At 61.4% G+C, this 18,735-nt stretch carries 14 protein-coding genes and 2 pseudogenes; 5 read left to right on the forward strand and 11 right to left on the reverse strand.

Features of this window, described 5'->3' with window-relative positions; translation table 11 throughout:
- Positions 1 to 59: 59 nt before the first annotated feature.
- The gene (locus tag EOA29_RS01805; protein WP_127220113.1) at positions 60 to 983 is read left to right on the forward strand and encodes a carbohydrate kinase; all 924 of its coding nucleotides are present in this window, start codon (positions 60 to 62) and stop codon (positions 981 to 983) included.
- 306 nt (positions 984 to 1,289) lie between these two features.
- The gene (locus EOA29_RS01810) at positions 1,290 to 2,432 is read left to right on the forward strand and encodes a DegT/DnrJ/EryC1/StrS aminotransferase family protein (protein ID WP_127220114.1); all 1,143 of its coding nucleotides are present in this window, start codon (positions 1,290 to 1,292) and stop codon (positions 2,430 to 2,432) included.
- Between the two features lie 67 nt (positions 2,433 to 2,499).
- Here the strand turns inward: EOA29_RS01810 and EOA29_RS42715 are convergent.
- The 6 genes and pseudogenes from EOA29_RS42715 to cysD all read right to left on the reverse strand — a co-directional run.
- Positions 2,500 to 2,741 (reverse strand): annotated as a pseudogene (locus EOA29_RS42715) (ABC transporter permease subunit); the annotation flags it as partial.
- Positions 2,742 to 2,848: 107 nt separating this feature from the next.
- Positions 2,849 to 3,238: pseudogene (locus EOA29_RS01820) on the reverse strand (VapC toxin family PIN domain ribonuclease).
- Entirely contained in the window at positions 3,235 to 3,462 is a 228-nt protein-coding gene (locus EOA29_RS01825) for a CopG family transcriptional regulator (RefSeq protein ID WP_127220115.1), read from the reverse strand. Before EOA29_RS01825 ends, EOA29_RS01820 begins: the two are co-directional and overlap by 4 nt.
- A 92-nt stretch (positions 3,463 to 3,554) precedes the next feature.
- Positions 3,555 to 4,343 (reverse strand): 3'(2'),5'-bisphosphate nucleotidase CysQ, encoded by a 789-nt coding sequence (cysQ, locus tag EOA29_RS01830; protein WP_189478792.1) that lies wholly within the window; start codon positions 4,341 to 4,343, stop codon positions 3,555 to 3,557.
- Positions 4,344 to 4,353: 10 nt separating this feature from the next.
- Positions 4,354 to 6,291, reverse strand: a complete 1,938-nt coding sequence (gene cysN, locus EOA29_RS01835; RefSeq protein WP_189478789.1) for a sulfate adenylyltransferase subunit CysN — start codon at positions 6,289 to 6,291, stop codon at positions 4,354 to 4,356.
- A gap of 2 nt (positions 6,292 to 6,293) precedes the next feature.
- Positions 6,294 to 7,199, reverse strand: coding sequence for a sulfate adenylyltransferase subunit CysD (gene cysD, locus EOA29_RS01840; RefSeq protein WP_127220117.1), 906 nt, complete (start codon positions 7,197 to 7,199; stop codon positions 6,294 to 6,296).
- Positions 7,200 to 7,650: 451 nt separating this feature from the next.
- Here cysD and EOA29_RS01845 point away from each other — a divergent pair, with 451 nt between their 5' ends.
- Together EOA29_RS01845 and EOA29_RS01850 are read left to right on the forward strand one after the other, a co-directional pair.
- Positions 7,651 to 8,943 (forward strand): O-antigen ligase family protein, encoded by a 1,293-nt coding sequence (locus tag EOA29_RS01845; RefSeq protein ID WP_127220118.1) that lies wholly within the window; start codon positions 7,651 to 7,653, stop codon positions 8,941 to 8,943.
- Positions 8,940 to 9,878, forward strand: coding sequence for an NAD-dependent epimerase/dehydratase family protein (locus EOA29_RS01850; protein ID WP_127220119.1), 939 nt, complete (start codon positions 8,940 to 8,942; stop codon positions 9,876 to 9,878). The genes EOA29_RS01845 and EOA29_RS01850 overlap by 4 nt, the downstream gene beginning before the upstream one ends.
- Here the strand turns inward: EOA29_RS01850 and EOA29_RS01855 are convergent.
- The 4 genes from EOA29_RS01855 to EOA29_RS01870 all read right to left on the reverse strand — a co-directional run bounded on the left by EOA29_RS01855 (position 9,866) and on the right by EOA29_RS01870 (position 14,395).
- Positions 9,866 to 10,360 carry a sugar transferase gene (locus EOA29_RS01855; RefSeq protein WP_127220134.1) on the reverse strand — a complete coding sequence of 165 codons (495 nt, stop codon included), beginning with the start codon at positions 10,358 to 10,360 and terminating at the stop codon, positions 9,866 to 9,868. The two genes, EOA29_RS01850 and EOA29_RS01855, sit on opposite strands and share 13 nt — an antisense overlap.
- Positions 10,361 to 10,405: 45 nt before the next feature.
- On the reverse strand, positions 10,406 to 11,317 hold the full coding sequence (locus EOA29_RS01860) for a glycosyltransferase family 2 protein (protein WP_245468352.1): 912 nt from the start codon (positions 11,315 to 11,317) through the stop codon (positions 10,406 to 10,408).
- Positions 11,318 to 11,425: 108 nt separating this feature from the next.
- Positions 11,426 to 13,447 (reverse strand): nucleoside-diphosphate sugar epimerase/dehydratase, encoded by a 2,022-nt coding sequence (locus EOA29_RS01865; RefSeq protein WP_189434487.1) that lies wholly within the window; start codon positions 13,445 to 13,447, stop codon positions 11,426 to 11,428.
- Positions 13,448 to 13,639: 192 nt separating this feature from the next.
- Entirely contained in the window at positions 13,640 to 14,395 is a 756-nt protein-coding gene (locus EOA29_RS01870) for a hypothetical protein (protein ID WP_245468353.1), read from the reverse strand.
- A 118-nt stretch (positions 14,396 to 14,513) separates the two neighbouring features.
- Between EOA29_RS01870 and EOA29_RS01875 the strand changes: the two genes are divergently transcribed.
- Entirely contained in the window at positions 14,514 to 15,863 is a 1,350-nt protein-coding gene (locus EOA29_RS01875) for a glycosyltransferase family 4 protein (RefSeq protein WP_127220121.1), read from the forward strand.
- A gap of 188 nt (positions 15,864 to 16,051) precedes the next feature.
- Here EOA29_RS01875 and EOA29_RS01880 read toward each other — a convergent pair whose 3' ends face one another.
- Positions 16,052 to 18,730: a class I SAM-dependent methyltransferase gene (locus EOA29_RS01880; protein WP_189478790.1), complete on the reverse strand. Its 2,679-nt coding sequence runs from the start codon at positions 18,728 to 18,730 to the stop codon at positions 16,052 to 16,054.
- Positions 18,731 to 18,735 lie beyond the last annotated feature (5 nt).

Here is an 18,735-nt window from a genome sequence, read left to right on the forward strand (position 1 = left end):
CTCTACGCCAACATCATCATCCGCAAGGGCGTGATCCATCCGCCGGAGACAAAAACGCAATGATCCTCTGCTGTGGCGAAGCCCTGATCGACATGCTGCCGCGCACCACGACGGAAGGCGAAGCGGCCTTCGCGCCTTATGTCGGCGGCGCCGTGTTCAACACGGCGATCGCGCTCGGACGCCTGGGCGCCCCGGCAGGCTTCTTTTCCGGCCTCTCTTCCGACCTGTTCGGCGGCCAGTTCCGCGAGGCGCTCGGAGCAAGCAAGGTGAGTTCCACCTACGCGCACACCTCGGCGAGACCGACAACGCTTGCCTTCGTGCGGCTCACCAACGGCCAGGCGACCTACACATTCTACGACGAGAACACCGCCGGGCGCATGCTTACCGTCGAGGACCTGCCGAAGCTGGGCGCCGAGATCGAGGCGATGCTGTTCGGCGCCATCAGCCTGATCTCGGAGCCCGCGGGATCGGCCTATGAGGAGTTCATGCGGCGCGAGCACCGGAGTCGGGTGATGATGCTCGACCCCAACATCCGGCCGAATTTCATCCCGGACAAGGCCAAGCATCTCAGACGCATCCGCGAGATGATGGCGATGGCCGACATCGTCAAACTATCAGACGAGGACCTCAACTGGTTCGACGAGGCGGGCTCGCATGAGGACGTCGTGCGCAACTGGCTGGATCGCGGCCCCAGCCTGATCGTCGTTACCCATGGCAGTGAAGGCGCGGTCGGCTACAGCAAGGAGCACAAGGTCACGGTCGTGCCGCAGAAGGTGAAGGTGGTCGACACGGTTGGCGCAGGCGACACCTTCAATGCCGGCATCCTCGCCTCACTGCATGAGCAGGGCCTGCTCACCAAGGCGGCGATCGGCAGCCTGCCCGAGGACGCGATCCGCAAAGCGTTGGAACTCGGCTCGAAGGCAGCCGCAGTGACCGTGTCGCGGGCCGGCGCCAACCCGCCCTGGCGGCACGAAATCGCCTGATTGCCTGTCCCAGACCCAGCCGGAGACCCCTGCCCGGCGATCACTTTATGTTTCCAAAGGCCGGAACAGCGAGATAAATGGCGCTGAAAATGCCGCTTGAAGCCCGGATTTTCCGGCTTCCTCGGGCAATGCGCCGACAAAAGACGGTAACAGGCTGCGACACTTGCGCAATTCGCCTCGGCCGTGGCCGGCTTTTTCAGCCGCGCCAAGTCTGGTACCAGCGGGCCGATTTATTGATTGGAGCGATGCGCGTCCATCCCGACGCGTAGAGTAGGATCCAACAGGTTTGAAGCCATCGAGGCCGACATGCAGTTCATCGATCTTGGCGCGCAGCGCGAACGAATCCGCGACCGGCTGAAGGCCGCGATCGACCGTGTCGTCGAGGATGGCCGCTATATCCTCGGGCCTCAGGTCGCCGAATTCGAGAACAAGCTCGCGGCTTATGTCGGCGTCAAGCATGTCGTGGCCTGCGCCAACGGTACCGATGCGCTGCTGCTGCCGCTGTTTGCCGCCGGCATCGGTCCAGGTGATGCGGTGTTCGTGCCGAGCTTCACCTTCGCCGCGACGGCCGAAGTGGTGGCGCTCGCCAAGGCCGAACCCGTCTTTGTCGACGTCAACCCAGATACCTACAACATCGACATCGCCAGCCTCGAGGCTGCGATCGACATGATCAAGAAGGAAGGCCGGCTGAAGCCGAAGGCGATCATCCCGGTCGATCTGTTCGGCCTTGCCGCCGACTATGAAGCGATCATGGCGATAGCCAAGCGCGAGAACCTGCTGGTGATCGAGGACGCCGCCCAGTCGATGGGCGGCTCGGCCGACGGCACCATGTGCGGCGCCTTCGGCCATGTCGGCTCGACCAGCTTTTATCCGGCCAAGCCCCTCGGCTGCTATGGCGACGGCGGCGCGATGTTCACAAATGATGCCGCGCTGGCCGACAAGCTCAGATCCTTCGCCTTTCACGGCAAAGGTGAGACGCAGTACGACAACGTTCGCGTCGGCATCAATTCGCGCCTCGACACGCTGCAGGCGGCGATCCTGATCGAGAAGCTCGCCATCCTCGAGGAAGAGATGGTGGCAAGGCAGGCGGTCGCAGACCGCTACGCCAAAGGTCTCGGCGACATCGTGAAAGCATCGCGCAATCTGGGCCACGGCCGCTCGGCCTGGGCTCAATACGCCATCGAGACGCCGAAGCGCGACGGGCTGAAGGTCCATCTCGGCGAAAAGGGCATCCCGTCGGTCATCTACTATGTGAAGCCGTTGCACGAGCAGGTCGCCTATCGCGACTATCCGCGCACACCGACCGGCCTCGTCGTCTCGGAAAAGCTGCCGAAACAGATCCTCTGCCTGCCGATGCACGCCTATCTCAGCGAAGCCGACCTGGACCGCATCATCGAGACGATCCGCAACTATATCGGCTCGAACTCGGCGCACGTCGCGGCGGCCTAAGGAGCCTCATGGGCGAGATCACGATCTCGGCGGTATCCCTCCAGCAGTAGGCCGATCGCGGTCCCAGCGCGATGATGCCCCAGACTGTCCCGGTTGTTGTGACGTATTCCGACAGGGCCGGTTCTCGGGGTAGGCGCATTGACGTTCGTCAGCGTGGCCGCGAGGAGGTATTCATTCCAGGCAAAAACCCAGGTCAGGATCAACGTGACCGCGAGGCCGGGGCGACAGGGCGGCAAGACCGGTAATCACGTTCTATGGACTGGCGCCGTCGACAAAGGCGGCTTCATCGAGCTCTTTGGGGATGCCGTCTTGGTCGGGCGCAGGTCGCTGCGTTCACACCTGCAAAAGCTATCAAGGACGCGCTCAATGGCTGATCCTTTGCCGAGGTGTAATACTGACAGAAAGGGCTCGGCGGTCTACCTTGTGGGAATCAGGTGCAGTGCAGACTTCCCGCCCTTCACGGCCGCCGCCGACAACTTGCGGTCAAAGCTCGTAAAGTTGGCCGCCGCACGCTTGGCGAGCGCAAGAAGATAGGTATCGGTGACCTGTGCTGAGGTCTGGATTTTCGCCGCATCGATATCGTCGGAGCCAACCAGACTCACATCGTCGGGCCAGAAACTGTGCCCATGCAGGGCTCGCAACTTGGTAACGATTTGCGCAAGCGGAGGACGCCGTTTTCGGTGATTGGATCAGGTAGCCCATGCCGCGTTACCGGTCACTTCGAACCAGCCATGCGCGTCGTCATGGGCAACATGGCCAGGATCGATCAGCGCGATCAGCAAATTGACATCGAGCAGCAAGGTCATGGCAGCTCCTCACGCAAGGCATTGACCGTCTCAAGCGTGACAGGAGGTGCATCCGGCCGAGGCGACAGCAGAGGAATCCCGTTGCGCTCGCCGCCGGCTTGCGGGCGGCGCAGCGAGCGCCGGGCGAGATCGGTGATGATCTCGCCGACGCTGCGATCCTGCTGCCGGGCCATCGCCTTGGCCGCGATCAGGACGTCGTCATCGATCGCCAGTGTGGTTCTCATATCGCCCTCCTCAGTACGCATCAATGACCGCATCATACAGAGCAGGCGACGACGGAGACCCAAGCGGTACGACTTCGCAGTCGCTATCATGATCAGCTTGGCGTGGCGACTTTGCCGCTGGCAATGAAATGCGGATTGGCGAAATCGGTGTCGCTCGCCTGGTTGCGCTTGCCATAGACGAGCGGCTGGCCGTCCAGTGTGCGCGTCATGCCGCCGCCGGCGCGCAGCACCGCATCGCCCGCCGCCGTGTCCCATTCCATGGTGCGGCCGAAGCGCGGGTAGACATCGGCTTCGGCGGCGGCGACGAGGCAGAATTTCAGCGACGAACCAACCGAGACGATCTCGGCGGCGCCAAGATCGCGGATGAAGGCATCCGTCTCCGGCGTGTTGTGCGAGCGGCTGGCGACGACGGCGAGCGGGGCACGCCCTTCGCGCACGGAAATCGGCTGGCGGCCGACGATGTGGAAATCACCGTCGATCTCCAGCGTCTCCGCCTTGCCAGGCCGGCCCGAGAAAAACCGTCCCGTGCAGGGCGCGAAGACGACGCCGACTTCCGGCACGCCATGGCGCACCAGCGCGATGTTGACGGTGAAATCGGTGCGGCGATTGACGAATTCCTTGGTGCCGTCGAGCGGATCGACCAGGAAGAAGGCGCCATCGAGGTCGGGCGTGGCGACGCCAGCCGCAACCTCCTCCTCGGCCACGCAAGGGATCTCCGGGTAAGCGGCGCGCAGGCCGGCCAGGATGATCTTCTCGCTTTCGCGATCGGCTTCCGTCACTGGCGAGTTGTCCACCTTGCTGTCAACCGCGCAGCCTTCGTGGAAAACGCGCATCACTTCGCGCCCGGCGTCCAGCGCCAGGCGCTCGAACACGCCGAGCATAGCCTCGTCGTCAGATACCGCCGCCATTGTCATACTGCTCTTGGGCAATGTCGCGCTCAGTCAGCCAGTGTTCCAGGGCTTCAGCCATCTCCTCAGGCGTCCTGCCCAGAGTCTCGAGATGGATTTCGGGGTTCTCCGGTGCCTCGTAAGGAGAATCGACGCCGGTGAAATTCTTGATCTCGCCGCTCAGTGCTCGCGCATAAAGCCCCTTCGGATCGCGCCGGGCGCATTCCTCGAACGGCGTGTCGACGAACACCTCGACGAACTCGCCCTCGGCCATCAATTCGCGTGCCATGCGCCGCTCCGCGCTGAAGGGCGAGATGAAGGAGACGATGACGATCAGCCCGGCATCGGCCATCAGCTTCGCCACCTCGGCGACACGGCGGATATTCTCCACTCGATCGGCGTCGGTGAACCCGAGGTCGCGGTTGAGGCCGTGGCGGACATTGTCGCCGTCGAGGATATAAGTGTGGCGGCCGGATGCGAACAGCTTCTTCTCGAACAGGTTGGCGATGGTCGACTTGCCCGAGCCGGACAGACCGGTGAACCAGAACACCGCCGGGCGCTGGTTCTTCAGGTCGCTGCGGCCGCGCTTGCCGACATCGAGCGACTGCCAGTGGATGTTCTCGGCGCGACGCAGCGAATGCAGGATCATGCCGGCGCCGACGGTGGCGTTTGTGATGCGGTCGATCAGGATGAAAGCGCCGGTCGTGCGGTTCTCAGCAAAAGGATCGAAAGCGATCGGCGCCCGCGTCGAGATGTTGCAGACACCGACCCCGTTGATCTCGAGCGATTTCGCCGCCTCATGCGCAAAATCGTTGACGTTGACCCGGTACTTCAGATCGGTGACGGTCGCGCTCACCTGGTCGGTCTCGGTACGCAAAATGTAGGAGCGGCCAGGCAGCAGCGCCTGCTCGTCGAACCAGACGATGTTGGCGGTGAACTGGTCGGCGACCTGCGGTCTAGCTGCCGGCGACACCAACATGTTGCCGCGCGACACCTCGACCTCGTCGTCGAGGACGAGCGTGATGGCCTGGCCGGCAACCGCCTGTTCGAGATCGCCGCCATACGCGACGATGCGCTTGACGCGAGAGGCCCTGCCCGACTTGGCGACGACCACCTCATCGCCTTGCGAAACCGTGCCCGAGGCTATGGTGCCGGCAAAGCCGCGGAAATCGAGGTTGGGACGGTTCACATATTGGACCGGGAAACGGAACGGCAATTCGACGGCGGCCTCGTCGACCGACACGGTTTCCAGATGCTCGATCAGCGACGGCCCGGAGTACCAGGGCGTGCGCTCCGAGCCACTGGTGACGTTGTCGCCAAAACGCGCCGACATCGGGATCGGCACGATGCTGGTAAAGCCCAAGTTCTGCGAAAACTCGCTGTAGTCCGCCACGATCTGGTCGAACACGGCCTTGTCGAAGCCGACGAGGTCGATCTTATTGACGGCAAGCACGATATGCCGGATGCCGAGCAGCGAGGCGATGATGGAATGGCGCCTGGTCTGGCGCAGCACGCCCTGGCGGGCATCGATGAGCACGATGGCGAGATCGGCGGTCGAGGCGCCGGTCGCCATGTTGCGCGTGTACTGCTCGTGGCCAGGCGTGTCGGCGACGATGAACTTGCGCTTCGGCGTGGCGAAGAAGCGATAGGCGACATCGATGGTGATGCCCTGCTCGCGTTCCGCCTCCAGCCCATCGACGAGCAGCGCGAAGTCGACGTCGTCGCCAGTGGTGCCGTGCTTGCGCGAATCGCGCTCGAGCGCCGCGAGCTGATCCTCGAATATCTGCTTGGTGTCGGAGAGCAGCCGGCCGATCAACGTCGACTTGCCGTCGTCGACCGAGCCGCAGGTGAGGAAGCGCAGCAGCGACTTCTTTTCCTGCGCGGCCATGTAGTCGCGGATCGAGTCGGTGGGGGCGAGGCTCTTGGCCATGATGTGGCGCATGCTCAGAAATACCCCTCGCGCTTCTTCTTTTCCATGGAGCCGGCCTCGTCGCGATCGATGAGGCGGCCCTGGCGCTCGGACGTGCGGGCGGTCAGCATCTCGCCGACGATGGCTTCCAGCGTATCCGCTTCCGATTCGATGGCCCCTGTCAGCGGATAGCAGCCCAGCGTGCGGAAGCGCACGAGACGGTTCTCGGCCGTCTCGCCGGGACGCAACTGCATGCGATCGTCGTCCTTCAGGATGAGCATGCCGTCGCGTTCGACGACCGGCCGCTCCTTGGCAAAGTAAAGCGGCACGATCGGGATGTTTTCCTGCAAAATGTACTGCCAGATGTCGAGCTCGGTCCAGTTCGACAGCGGAAAGACGCGAATCGACTCGCCCGGCGCGATGCGGGTGTTGAAGATCTTCCACATTTCCGGCCGCTGGTTTTTCGGATCCCAGGCGTGCTGGGCGTTGCGGAAGGAGAAGATGCGCTCCTTGGCGCGCGACTTCTCCTCGTCGCGGCGGGCGCCGCCGAAGGCCGCGTCGAAACCGTATTTGTCGAGCGCCTGGCGCAGCGCCACTGTCTTCATCACATGGGTGTGGGTGTTGGAGCCATGATCGAAGGGATTGATGTTGTCGCGCACGCCGTCTTCATTGACGTGGACGAGCAGGTCGAAGCCGAGCTTCTGCGCCATCTGATCGCGAAAGGCGATCATCTCGCGGAACTTCCAGGTCGTATCGACATGCAGGAACGGGAAAGGCGGTTTGGCGGGATAGAATGCCTTCATCGCCAGATGCATCAGCACCGAGGAATCCTTGCCGACCGAATAGAGCATCACCGGCTTGGAGAAAGAGGCCGCGACCTCACGGAAGATGTGGATAGATTCGGCTTCGAGCCGCTGCAGATGCGTGAGCGCGATGTTCATGGACTTTTCGAGCGTTCTTTCGTACCGGCCAGAACCTTGCAGCAGGCGATTGGCGCGGTTTCCCCTCAAACAGCCCGTCAAGCCCTGGACACTTGTCGCGGGCGTTTTAGCAGATCGGCGTTGCGCATAACAATGCAAGACGCGCGCCGAGCGGCATGGTTCGCGAATGAATTTTCCAAGTGAGCCCTATTAAGCGGAAAATCCTGCCAAACAGACCGATCAGTTAAAGGGCGATGAAAAAGCTATTGCCTTGATCAGGCAGGCCGGACCTCCAAGGTCTTTCACCCGTACCGGCGATTTTTAACTGGACATGCTTCGGTCGCCCTATCAGAGAGCGGAGCCAGCCGCTATACCGACGCGGGAAACGGGGCGAGACGCGACAGAACCGGGTTGAGGGCAGATGTTCGCCCGCCACCACCGGTTCGCGTACAACCGGAAGATTGCGAAGGCATTGAACCCGTTTACATCGCTCCGGCGCCACCTCACGCCGACACAGATCAATATCTACTTCTCGATCGTCTGCTTCTTCTCGCCGCCCGTCCTGGGATCGCTGGTGAGCTTCGTCTTCAATGGCGGCGCGCTCTGGTCCCTATTCCTGCTCGCTCTCAGGCGTCGGCAGTTCAACATTGACCGGCCGATGCTTGCCATGACGGTCGCAATCTATGCCTATTGCGCGGCCATCGTGCTGGCTTCAATCGTCAACGGCTTGCTGGCGGCGGATCTGCGGCTATTCCTGCCGCTGATCACCTTCCTCTTTTTTCCGATCTCCTATTCGACCTGGAGCATCACGGATAAGACCGTGCTTGTCCGTATCGTGGTGCTGGCGAGCGCCGCGGCATGTTTCGGTGCGCTGCTGCTCGCCATCATCCAGTATTACTGGATCGGCACCAGGGCCGAAGGCGGCGCCGGAAATGCGATCGTGTTCGCGACAGTGACCTGCCTTGCCGTGATGATATGCCTTGCGGGCACTCTTTCGGGGATCGAAAAGGGCTGGAAGCTCTTGGCCGTCGCCGCGCTCGCCGGAACGGCTGCCATCCTCTACTCGGGCTCGCGTATCGTCTGGCTGGCCATGCCGCTCGCCGCTATCGTCATTCTTTTGATCAATCGCCGCAGGGTCACCAGCGCCAATCTGACGCGTCTGGCGCTGATCGCGGGCGCGGCCTGCCTGGTGGTCGCGGCCATCGGCTTCCCCGTTATCATGGATCGCGCTGACTTCCTTTTCAGCGACCTGAATGCGCTGAATACCAGGAACGACCATACGACGGCGCTCGGACTGCGGGTGGGTATGTGGGAGATCGGCGCGAAGGCGTTTCACGATGCTCCGATTTTCGGGCATGGCATTAGCGGCAGCCGGGTGCTGATGAAACAGGGTTTTCATGATCAATTCGGCATGGACGCAGGTTACAATCATTATCACAACGGCTTTCTGACCGCAGTGGTGCAGGCCGGTTTGTTGGGGGCTCTCGCGCTGGCCGCTATCTTCGTCGTTGCCGCCTGGAATGCGGCAGGGACGCTGCGCCGCAGCGCCGACCCGACGCAACGATTCGGCGCAACGATGATCATCGTCACGGTCATCACCTATCTCCTTGGCGGACTGACCGGCATTCTGGTCGGCCACGACATCCTTGACGCGACGCTGATGGTGTTCCTGGTTTCGGGGACCTACCTGGCTTGTGGACGAACGGTACCGCCGACCGGCAAGAGCGCGACTGCCGCCCGATCGGCCGCCGGCCAGCGATCATGAAGGTTCTGGTCACCGGCGCGACTGGCTTCATCGGGCAGCGGGTCGTCGGCTGGCTGCAAGAGGCCGGATTTGATGTACGGGTCGCTTCGCGCCGGCCGGAAAGGCTGCCGGCCGCAGACGATGCCGTTCTGCTGCCCGGCGCCGATGCGCCGGACGACGCCTTCCTGGCACTGATGCGCGATGTGACCCACGTCGTCCACTGCGCGGCGCTCAACAACGACCGCGACGCCGGCGAAGCCGGCTACCGGGCCGCCAATGCGACGCTGCCCGGGCGGCTGGCCAAGGCGGCAGCCGCATGTGCGAGCGGGCGCTTCATCTACCTTTCCTCGATCCGCGCCGTGGCCGGTCCCGCCTTCAGCGGTACGATCAATGAGGCGACGCCCCCTGCCCCGCAATGCGCCTATGGCCGTTCCAAACGGGAAGGCGAGATCATGATGCTCAACGCTTACGCATCGGTAGGACGCACGGACGCCACGGCGCTGCGCCTGTCGCCTGTCTATGGCGAGGGCATGAAGGGGAATATGGCGGCGCTGATGCGGCTTGCCGACACCGCCCTGCCGCTGCCGGCCGGCGCTCTGGCAGGTTTGCGTTCGCTGATCTCGTCCGAGACGGCCGCGGACGCAGTGCTGCACCTTCTGAGCCATCCGGGACCGCTTCGCTCGGCCTATGTCGCGGGCAACGCTTCCCCTGTTGCGATGTCCGAAATCATCTCCGCGTTCCGGCAGGGCTTCAACCGTCCGCCGCGCCTTCTTCCCGTGCCGGCCCTGCCGCTCAGGCTGGCGGCGATGCTGCTTGGCAAGCAGGCTTCTTGGCGAGCCCTGACCGCGACGCAGATCTGCGATCCGTCGCTGCTGGCATCGGAAGGCTGGACGCCGGAAACCGATACCGTCGACCGGCTTCGCGACCTGGCGCGTCGGACCTCTCAAGCACGGTAGAACGTGCCCACCAATATGCGCAGATCTAGGCCGATCGAAGCCGCCTTCAGATAGGCGGCGTCGGTCTCGGCGCAGAGTTTTGGGTCGGACATGTCGATGCCCTTGATCTGCGCCAGCCCGGTAATGCCCGGAAGCGCCGCCAACACGCCCAACCGCTGCCGGTATCCGATCAGCTCCGCCTGCGTCGGCAGGCATGGACGGGGGCCGACAAGGCTCATCTCGCCTTTCAGCACGTTCCAGAGCTGCGGCAGCTCGTCGATCTTGGTCCGGCGCAGCACTTTACCGACCGCGGTGACCGAACCGGCCGGCGCCTCATGAGTGGGCAAGGAAGGCGTATCCCGATGCATCGTGCGCAGCTTATGGCAGGCAAAGAGAGCGCCCTGCTGCCCGACGCGGCGCTGCGAAAAGATGGCGGGGCCAGGCGATGTGGCCCGGATAGCCAATATGGCGACCAGCACGATAGGCGACGTCACCGCCAGCATTGCGGCCGCGATAATCAGGTCGAAAGCCTGCTTTGCCGTCACGGCTCAGATCCTGCGCCAAAGAAAGGCGAGGTAGAGCCCGAGCGTGCCCATGAGGGTCTGCCGGTAGACGCCGCTTTTGCCGAGCAGGCTGAAGCGCCTGAGAGCACTGCCCTTGCGCGCCCTGATGAACAGGCGAAGGCAAAGCGCCGCATCGCGCGTGATGAGGTCGCGGTTGACGGCGAGCCCCGTGAGATTGCTGTCGGTCCAGGTCGCGAACTGACCCTGGAACAGACGCCCGAGCCTCGAAAACCTCGCCCTCCACGAGACATTGGCGCCGACGAGGTTTGCCCCGTGCTGCCGGTACCTGACCAGCGGCCGCGGCTCGTAGCGCACCTTGCCGCCTGCGGCGGTGACGATGAGATAGGCCCACCAGTCGTGGCTGACGAAATCGGTCCTCGCGGAGGCCTTCGCCAGAAGGTCGCGCGCCGCTCGGTTGAACAGCATGGTGTTGCCCCCGGCGATGCTTTGCACCAGCGCGTTGCGGAACGAGGGCGGGCGCTTAAACAGCGGCGAATAGCCGGCCGGGACGCCGGTCTCCGATATGGTCGCCGTGCGCGAGCAGAACAGGAGCGGCGTTTTTGCGTCCTCCGCCTCCATCCAGCGGATGGCGCTCTCCAGCCGGTCCGGCTCCCAGACATCGTCCTGATCGCAAAAGGCATAGTAGTCGGCATCGATGCGCGGATCGACGATCATCGAGCGGAAATTGGCGGCGAAGCCTTTTTGCGGGCCGTCGACCAGCGTCAGCCGGCCCTTGTTCCAGCGCGCCAGCCACGCCTCGACGATCGTGGTCGTGGCATCCGTCGAGCCGTCGTCGGAAACCCAGAGATCGATGAGAGGCCAGGATTGCGCGAGCAGGGATTGCAATTGCTCGCCGATGAATGCCGCGCCATCCTTCGTGCCCATGAGAACGGCCACGCGCTGATCCTGTCTGGTCACGGCTTCAGAACCATTCAATCGTGGACCGTTCAATTGCTGTGCGTTCGGGCAGGCTTCAATAGCCAATCGCAGGCACAAAGCACAGGTCTAACCGATCTGTCCGGCTATTTCCGACACTGCCTGCTCGGGCATGCCGCCGGTGCTTTCCTCCGCCCGGTACAGCCCCGCCAGGATGGCAAGCGCGGCCGCCTTGTCCCGATCCCGCATCGCGGCTCGCAGTGCCGCCAGCGTGGCCTCGATCCTCGGCCATTCCACAACGTCGGTCCTGAGGCCAAAGATCTTGGCGGTATCGAGCTTGACCACCTCTTCGTTCTCGCCGTGCAGGGTCTCGTGCAGCTTCTCGCCGGGCCTGATGCCGGTAAAGCGGATGGGAATGTCGGTGTAAGGGTTTTTGCCGGCCATGCGGATCATGGTTTCGGCGACTTCGAGGATCGGCACGGGCTTGCCCATGTCGAGCATATAGATGGCGTAGTCCTCCCTGCCATGGCGTTGCCCGGCATCGGCGGCCGACATGATGACGAGATCGACAGCCTCGGCCACCGTCATGAAATAGCGGGTCATGCGCCGATCGGTGATGGTGACCGGGCCGCCGGCCGCGATCTGCGCCTGGAAGATGGTCGCCACCGAGCCATTGGAGCCAAAGACATTGCCGAAACGCACGGCGATGAATTTGGTGCCCGGGACGCCTGAGTGATGGCCGTTCACCGCGCCTATATGTCGATCGGGCGGCTCGGCATGAGTTTCATGTAGCGAGGAGACGATCTGTTCGGCCGTCCGCTTGGTGACGCCGAGCACCGAAGTCGGGTCGACGGCCTTGTCGCTGGAAATCAGCAGGAACTGCGGCACCCCGCATTTGGCGGCGACCTCGGCGCAGGCGAGCGTGCCGAAAATATTCGTCTCGATCGCCGCTTCCCAGTTCTCCTCCAGCAGCGGCACGTGTTTCAGCGCCGCCGCATGGAAGACGATCGAGGGTTTGAACTCGCTGACGAGGCGCATCATGTGAGGCCGGTCGGTGACGTCGACGATGCGGCTTGTCAGCCGGTCGCGGTCCTTTTCGCCGATCAGTTGATCGAGCTGGAAAATGCCGAACTCGGAATTGTCGGCCACCAGTACCGCCTCGGCGCCGAGCTCCAGCGCGCGCTTGACCAGGATGCGGCCGATGGAGCCGGCGCCGCCCGTGACCAGCACGCGCTTGCCGCCGACGAAGGCGCCGATGCGCTTGGTGTCGGTGGCCACGGCCGAACGGCGCATGATGGTTTCCATCTCGACGGCATCGAGAACCAGCTTGCCGCCCTGCCCCAGCTCCGACAGACCGGAGAACTGGACGACGGCGATGCCGCTATGGCGGGCGACTCGCACCAGTTCGGCATAGTCCTCGATCTCGCGCTCGGCGCCGTTGCCGAAAATCAGGAGGTCGAGGCTTTCCGTGCCCCTGACATAGTCCTCCAGCACCTCGACCAGACGCGGGCGCACCGCCACCACGGGAACGCCCTGGATCTGCGTGCCGAGCGGCGCGTCGGCCTCGGTCGCCATGATGCCTGCGATGGCATACTCGGCCGGCACGGCGGTGCGGGTGAAGCGGACGATCACGTCGGCCTCGCTCAGTCGGCCGATGAACAGCGCCTGCTTGATCGGCGCGTCGCCGGGAGCGCGGCGCAGGATGCGCCAGCTCGCGCCGTCGCGCAGGAACCGATAGTAAAGCCTAGGCGCCGAAATGATGGTGAAGGAGACCAGGAAAAAGACGATGAACTGGCGTTCGTTGAGACCGGAGACGGGCTGAAAGAAGGAGCGGAAGGCGACCGCGGCCAAATAGAGGACCACCGTCAGACTGCCGCAACCCTTCAGGATGTTGAAGAAATCGGGTGTGGAGGCGAAGCGCCAGACGGTGTTGTAGAGGCCGCAGTACCGAAACAGCAGATGGGCGATGAGCACGATGACCGCCCAGCAGGCCAGCCCGCCATAGGAGAACGCGTCGAACGAAAGCCGCGACTGCGACAGGACAAGGCTGAGCGCTACGGCGACCAGGACCATTACGAGGTCCTGGACCATGATGATGGCGCGCCGCATCTTCGGTCGGAGGTCCGATACGGCTTCTACGTATGCGGTCATTGGGTAGTACTGAACTCCAGGCGCAAAAACTTATGCACTAAAGTGGCGCCAGGTTGACTGTCATCCGCACCGACCACCTGTCTTAATGTGCCAAATCCTCCGCCCCGCCGACCTGTATCGCATAGCGCGGAGTTGGGGGTACCGCCAGAGGTTTTTTGGATGTGCGTGTGGTTAAGGCTACTTCCGGCTAGATCATCCCGCGTGCAAGATGCGAGTACCTTCAAGCTTCAGGCGCTTGGCAATGGGCTGTACATTGTCCTTATACGTAATGCATCTGCGGTAAATGCCGGCGGCGACCCGCTCTTTGCCAATCAGTTCCCATTCTGGTGCCCATGAGCCCTCCCAATCAAAATGCTGGGAAATGAGACATTCCCTGTCGAAACATTGCGGGTCCCGTTCGAGTATCCGATGGGCCTCATCGGCGAGCGGGGAATAGCTCTCGACGGCGGCCATTTTTCTCGCTCGGGCAGCGTGGTCGAGTTGAATTTCCAGTTCAATAGGTCCCGCCACGTTTGGAACCGCTGCGGAGCAAAGGTGCTTTGCCACTTTCGCTGTCGTTTTCAGCGGTGCGGCGAGAGCCTGTCCATAGGCATAGGCTAGGTCATGTATCGGGTTGTAGCCATCGACTGCGTCCGACACGATTTGAACGTTTTTCGCGCCTGCCAAATCCGTGATGATTTTCCTCAGCACATCAACAAAGAAGTCGGTTTCTCCAGCCAGCAGAGCTTCGTACCAGACGGCATCGGGAATATCGCCGAATACTGCGCCCAGCGTCGCGCCTGCAGCTTTCACAAGGTGACGCGAGTACTGCGTACGCGCCCTTTGGCGACCACCCGAACCGTCTGTCAGAAGGTAGACTCTGGGTTGTGCGCACTCCAGCCAATGGTGAACCCTGAGCTCATGTCCCGGATGCGCGAGAACCAGAACATTTTCTAGCTTGTCAGACAATCAATGGCTCCCTCCGAGATTTGCACAGCTTGTTTGGCAAACGGCTTCAAACTAAGACGCTACCCTCTTGCCGCCTGTCGCTCGTTTGCAGGCATTGCGAAACAAGCAAGGAACGCCGTTGCGGGTTCTTATCACCAATCTGTCCCTATCCCGCAATAGCGGGTCAGAAGCAGTTGTTGAATTGCTTGCTGACGGGCTTCGCAGTGGCGGGCATCAGACCATGCTGCTGGCTCCGACTCTTGGCGATATGGCATTTAGAATGCGCCAACGGGGACATCATGTTGTAGATCGGATTGCCGAAATCGTCGAAAAGCCCGATGTAATCCATGCCCAACACCTGACACCCTGCCTGACCGCACTTGCCAGATTTCCTGATGTGCCTGCCGTATTTTCATGCCAGAGTGCCTTCTTTGAGGTCGAGGCACCGATGCTTCATCCTCAAATACGCCATTGGATAGCCGTAGACGAAGCGTGTAGGCTTAAGTGCCTTTCGAGGGGGATACCGGCTGATCAACTAAGCCTCATCTACAATGCGGTTGATCTCAATCGCTTCAAACAACGCCCGCAACTGCCCGCACGGCCCGCGAGAGGGCTGTTGTTGACGAAGAACTTCGATCACCAAGCGACGGTTCGTGAAGCCTGCGCTAAAAATAGCATCGAACTAGATGAACTGGGGCCTGCCACAGGCCGATTTTCGCATCAGCTCGAACAGGATTTGCTTGGCTATGATATCGTGTTTGCGACCGCCCGCATGGCAATCGAGGCGGCGGCAGTGGGATGTGCAGTTGTCGTCTGCGACGCACGCGGCTTTGCGGGATTGCTCAACACCGCAAACATGGAGGCGTGGCGCCTAATGAATCTTGGCGTCGGTGTTTTGGCCAAGCCCACGACAGTCGAGAATCTGATGGATGCGATCTCCAGATTTGACGCAGGCGATGCCGCAGCGGTTTCTGCGTATTTTCGAAGGGTGGCGGGAGATGCGCATTTCATAGAGGAACATCTTCGAATCTATAGTCAGGCCATGCAAACCGACGAGGCACCGAACGCTGACGCGCGATTCCTCGCGACAGCCTCCTGGATTGAAGAGATTGGTGTCTCGCATCCGCGCCGGAGATGGTTTCACATCGTAAAGGAGCTGCATGGATGGCCAGACTCGCCAGAGCCAACTGCGCTTCTGATGATGTTGCAATCAAATACCGAAATTCTGGATGGCAATGCCGCCTCTTTGACGAAACTGGGCGAGCAGGTCGGCTCGATCAAACTTGAAATTGCCAAGAGTCGCCAGATCATGCTCGGCGAATCCAATTCGCGCGCTGCCGCCGCTGAAAGCAGCCAAACCCTGCTGCGCGCAATTGACGAAGAAGTTTCAGTCCTTGCAACTTTTGTGACCGAGATAAAACGACTTTACAACCGCATGATCCCTTTGTTCATCCGAAAAATCCTTCTTTGGGCTCGTAGGAGAGGTTGAACTTAGTCGGGCGCGAGCTGGTCGGGCTTCATGTGGGCGATCGGCAGAGAACGGGCGGCTTCGGTGGTGGTATGAGAAGTCCTAACCTCGCGCTCTCGGGAAGTGACTCTCGAAAACCCGAAGCCAGAACCGATAATTGGCTTGGCGATGTGAGAACCAAGGGAACACCAGCATGGCCGGAACTCGATCTACCCCTGTCCTGTCATGAGGGACTGACGTTTGCCCTGCGGCCGTTTTTCAAAGACGACAATACTGTCATAGACACAGATTGAGTCTGTTGCATGGGTGAAGGCGTTCGCCGGCAACGCGCCGCGCGCGTGATGAGCGTTGATTTCGTCGAGCTTTCCCTTGGCAAATTCCATGAACGACCCCGGCTTGCGGAGCCCGCCGCCATAGTCGTCCCAATAGCTCGTATGAGTGTCCTCTACGAAGTAAACCCCGTTCGGCTGCACATGATGGTAGAGATGCTCAAATGTCGCGATGACATGATCCATCATGTGACTGCCGTCATCGATGACGATGTCGATGGGACCATACTTCTCGACGATCCGATCAAGGAGTTGAGGGTCATCCTGGCTTCCAACGAAGACCTCCACCCCCTCGGACTCGTACGCCTTGCATGCAGGATCGATATCGATTCCAACAATTCGCGCGCCCTCGCCGAAATAGGCTCGCCACATCTCGAGCGATCCACCCTTGTAGACGCCGACTTCAACGACGACCGGCCTTCGATTTCTGAACCTTTCAAAGTGACGTTCGTAAACGTCGAAATAGTGCAGCCATTTGTAGATCTCTTTGCCGCTGTTGTTCAAAAAGTACTGATGCAAGAACCCGCCCATCGTAGCCTCCTTGGCTTCGGACTTTGCCACCGCCAGCTGCTCTGATTGTGGCTGCCTGCTCCCTTTACCGACGAGGTTGGTCCTGAGCCGCGCAAACACCGGCTCCCATTCGTTTGCAACCAGGCAAAGCGCTTCCCCAAGATTTGCCTCGATCTCGGCAAACTCCATGTTTGCAAAGCGTTCTCCCGCTTGGACAATCCACGAAGGATCGTATCTACGTTTGCCAAAGCCGGATACGACGGTGAGCCCGGTCCAGGGCGTTGCAATGGTAAATACGTCGAGATCAGGGCGAAGCGCCTTGAGTGCCGGAACCATTTTCCAGACATCGCCGGTGTGGAATTGCGTTGTCGGCGGAACCTTTTGCGTCGTGTCGTCAAGGGGAACGGTGTCGTGCACGAGCAAAACCGAGCCAGGGCCGCAGTAGTGTTCGAGGTTCGCAAAATCGCGCAATGCCTGGTCGAAAGTGTGAAGACCGTCAATGAACCCTACACCCACCGGGCGGCCGGCTAGCAATGCATCCGCTCCGCCGCGATCAAAAAAGGCGTCACTCGTCTCAGGAAAAATGTGCGTTTCTGCACTGAGTGCCACCGTGGCGCGTGGATTGGGATCGATCCCGATTGCAAGAGTCGGAGGCTTGATCTTGGAGAGCGATACGCCGTCACAGACGCCTATCTCCACCACGACAGCGGGTTCTAGCTCCGAGTAAAGACGCTCCAGCCAGTCGTAATAGAAAGGCCTGGACATCCGTGTGCTGGCCAGGCCCACATGGGCCCCCACAGTATCCGGGTTGAGGTCCAATGCTTTGCGGTATTGGACTTCAGCCCTTTCGTTGTCGCCGATGGCAAAGTACGCATCACCGATCCCAGTAAAATAGGCGGCGTTTCGAACTGGATTGTGTCGGGCAAGAATGCCGGCAGAAGAAAGAAGTCGCGACGCAGCAAGCTCGGCGGGTGCATGCGTGCTTGCCATGCGAAGGATGTCTGCCGCCGTCTGGTAGTGCCCCGACTGAAACTGACCCTTGGCCAACTCGACCAGCGTCGCTGCTGTCTGGTTCGCCGGCACGCGTTCTTCTGGCGGCTTCAATTGCGCCCTAAAGCCCGCGGCGGTGGCTGGAGCGACCCTGAATGGGTTTGCAATTGTCGCCCGGGCAACGTGCGGCAGAAGCGATGAAGGCAGCGAACCCACGAATGCGGAGGGGGTGTGAAAGGTAAACTCGCCTGCCCCCCTCAATGCATCCCTTTCAGCCTTCCAGACGATCCAGTTCTTGCGCTGCTGCTCGACGCTTGCGTTAGTGGACACCCCGCCATGCAGTTGGTGAAATGTAGCCTCTCCCAGAGTGAGGATGAGCTGTGCTTGCGACAGCTTCATCGCACGTTCGAGCGTGTCGAGGTTGACGAGGCCGCCCCCCGGGCAGCTGAAGCGCTCATCCATGCCGTCGATCGCCTGCCAAACCTCCCGGCTCATGAAGAGGACATTCGCTTCGTGTATAGGTGAGAACCACGGATCGACTGACGACTCATCCATCGTCCCGATCTCGAACAACCGATACCCATCTTCCGGCCATTGGATCGATTGCAAAAGCGAATCCTCGATGGCCTTTGTATAACCATTGGCAGGCGCATTGGCTTGGATATCGCTTCCAAGATACCAGCCAGGCGCGGCCACGACTGCCGTCGGTGCCATGTCCAGGCCGATGCGCGCGAAATGCACCAAACCGGGCGTCACGATCCGCGCGCCGTCGATCATCACGCCGATCTTGTCGCCTCTGGCCTCCTGTATCCCGCGGTTGACGGCAGCCACAGGCGAGGGTGATGCGTCATCGATGCGCAGCAGGTGAAAATTCGGCCCATATTCCGCGACCAGACTCTCGCGAACGGCTGGTGATGATCCGTTGTCGACGACAATGATCTCGTAGTCGTCCGTCGTCACGCCTTGCTGATAGGGCAATGCAAGCGAAAGCAGGGTTCGGGGCAGTTCTCGGGTGATGTTGTAAGCGACAACAACGATGGACACGTGATTCGGTTTCATCGCGA

Origin of the sequence: Mesorhizobium sp. M1E.F.Ca.ET.063.01.1.1, from assembly GCF_003998155.1 — a bacterium.
Classification (GTDB): domain Bacteria; phylum Pseudomonadota; class Alphaproteobacteria; order Rhizobiales; family Rhizobiaceae; genus Mesorhizobium.

Coding starts and splice junctions, on each gene's coding strand:
- cysQ (WP_189478792.1), bottom strand. CDS start 4,343: ATGCTCGGCGTGTTCGAGCGCCTGGCGCTGGACGCCGGGCGCGAAGTG.
- EOA29_RS01805 (WP_127220113.1), top strand. CDS start 60: ATGATCCTCTGCTGTGGCGAAGCCCTGATCGACATGCTGCCGCGCACC.
- cysD (WP_127220117.1), bottom strand. CDS start 7,199: ATGAACATCGCGCTCACGCATCTGCAGCGGCTCGAAGCCGAATCTATC.
- cysN (WP_189478789.1), bottom strand. CDS start 6,291: ATGCGCCACATCATGGCCAAGAGCCTCGCCCCCACCGACTCGATCCGC.
- EOA29_RS01850 (WP_127220119.1), top strand. CDS start 8,940: ATGAAGGTTCTGGTCACCGGCGCGACTGGCTTCATCGGGCAGCGGGTC.
- EOA29_RS01810 (WP_127220114.1), top strand. CDS start 1,290: ATGCAGTTCATCGATCTTGGCGCGCAGCGCGAACGAATCCGCGACCGG.
- EOA29_RS01865 (WP_189434487.1), bottom strand. CDS start 13,447: ATGACCGCATACGTAGAAGCCGTATCGGACCTCCGACCGAAGATGCGG.
- EOA29_RS01880 (WP_189478790.1), bottom strand. CDS start 18,730: ATGAAACCGAATCACGTGTCCATCGTTGTTGTCGCTTACAACATCACC.
- EOA29_RS01825 (WP_127220115.1), bottom strand. CDS start 3,462: ATGAGAACCACACTGGCGATCGATGACGACGTCCTGATCGCGGCCAAG.
- EOA29_RS01855 (WP_127220134.1), bottom strand. CDS start 10,360: ATGCTGGCGGTGACGTCGCCTATCGTGCTGGTCGCCATATTGGCTATC.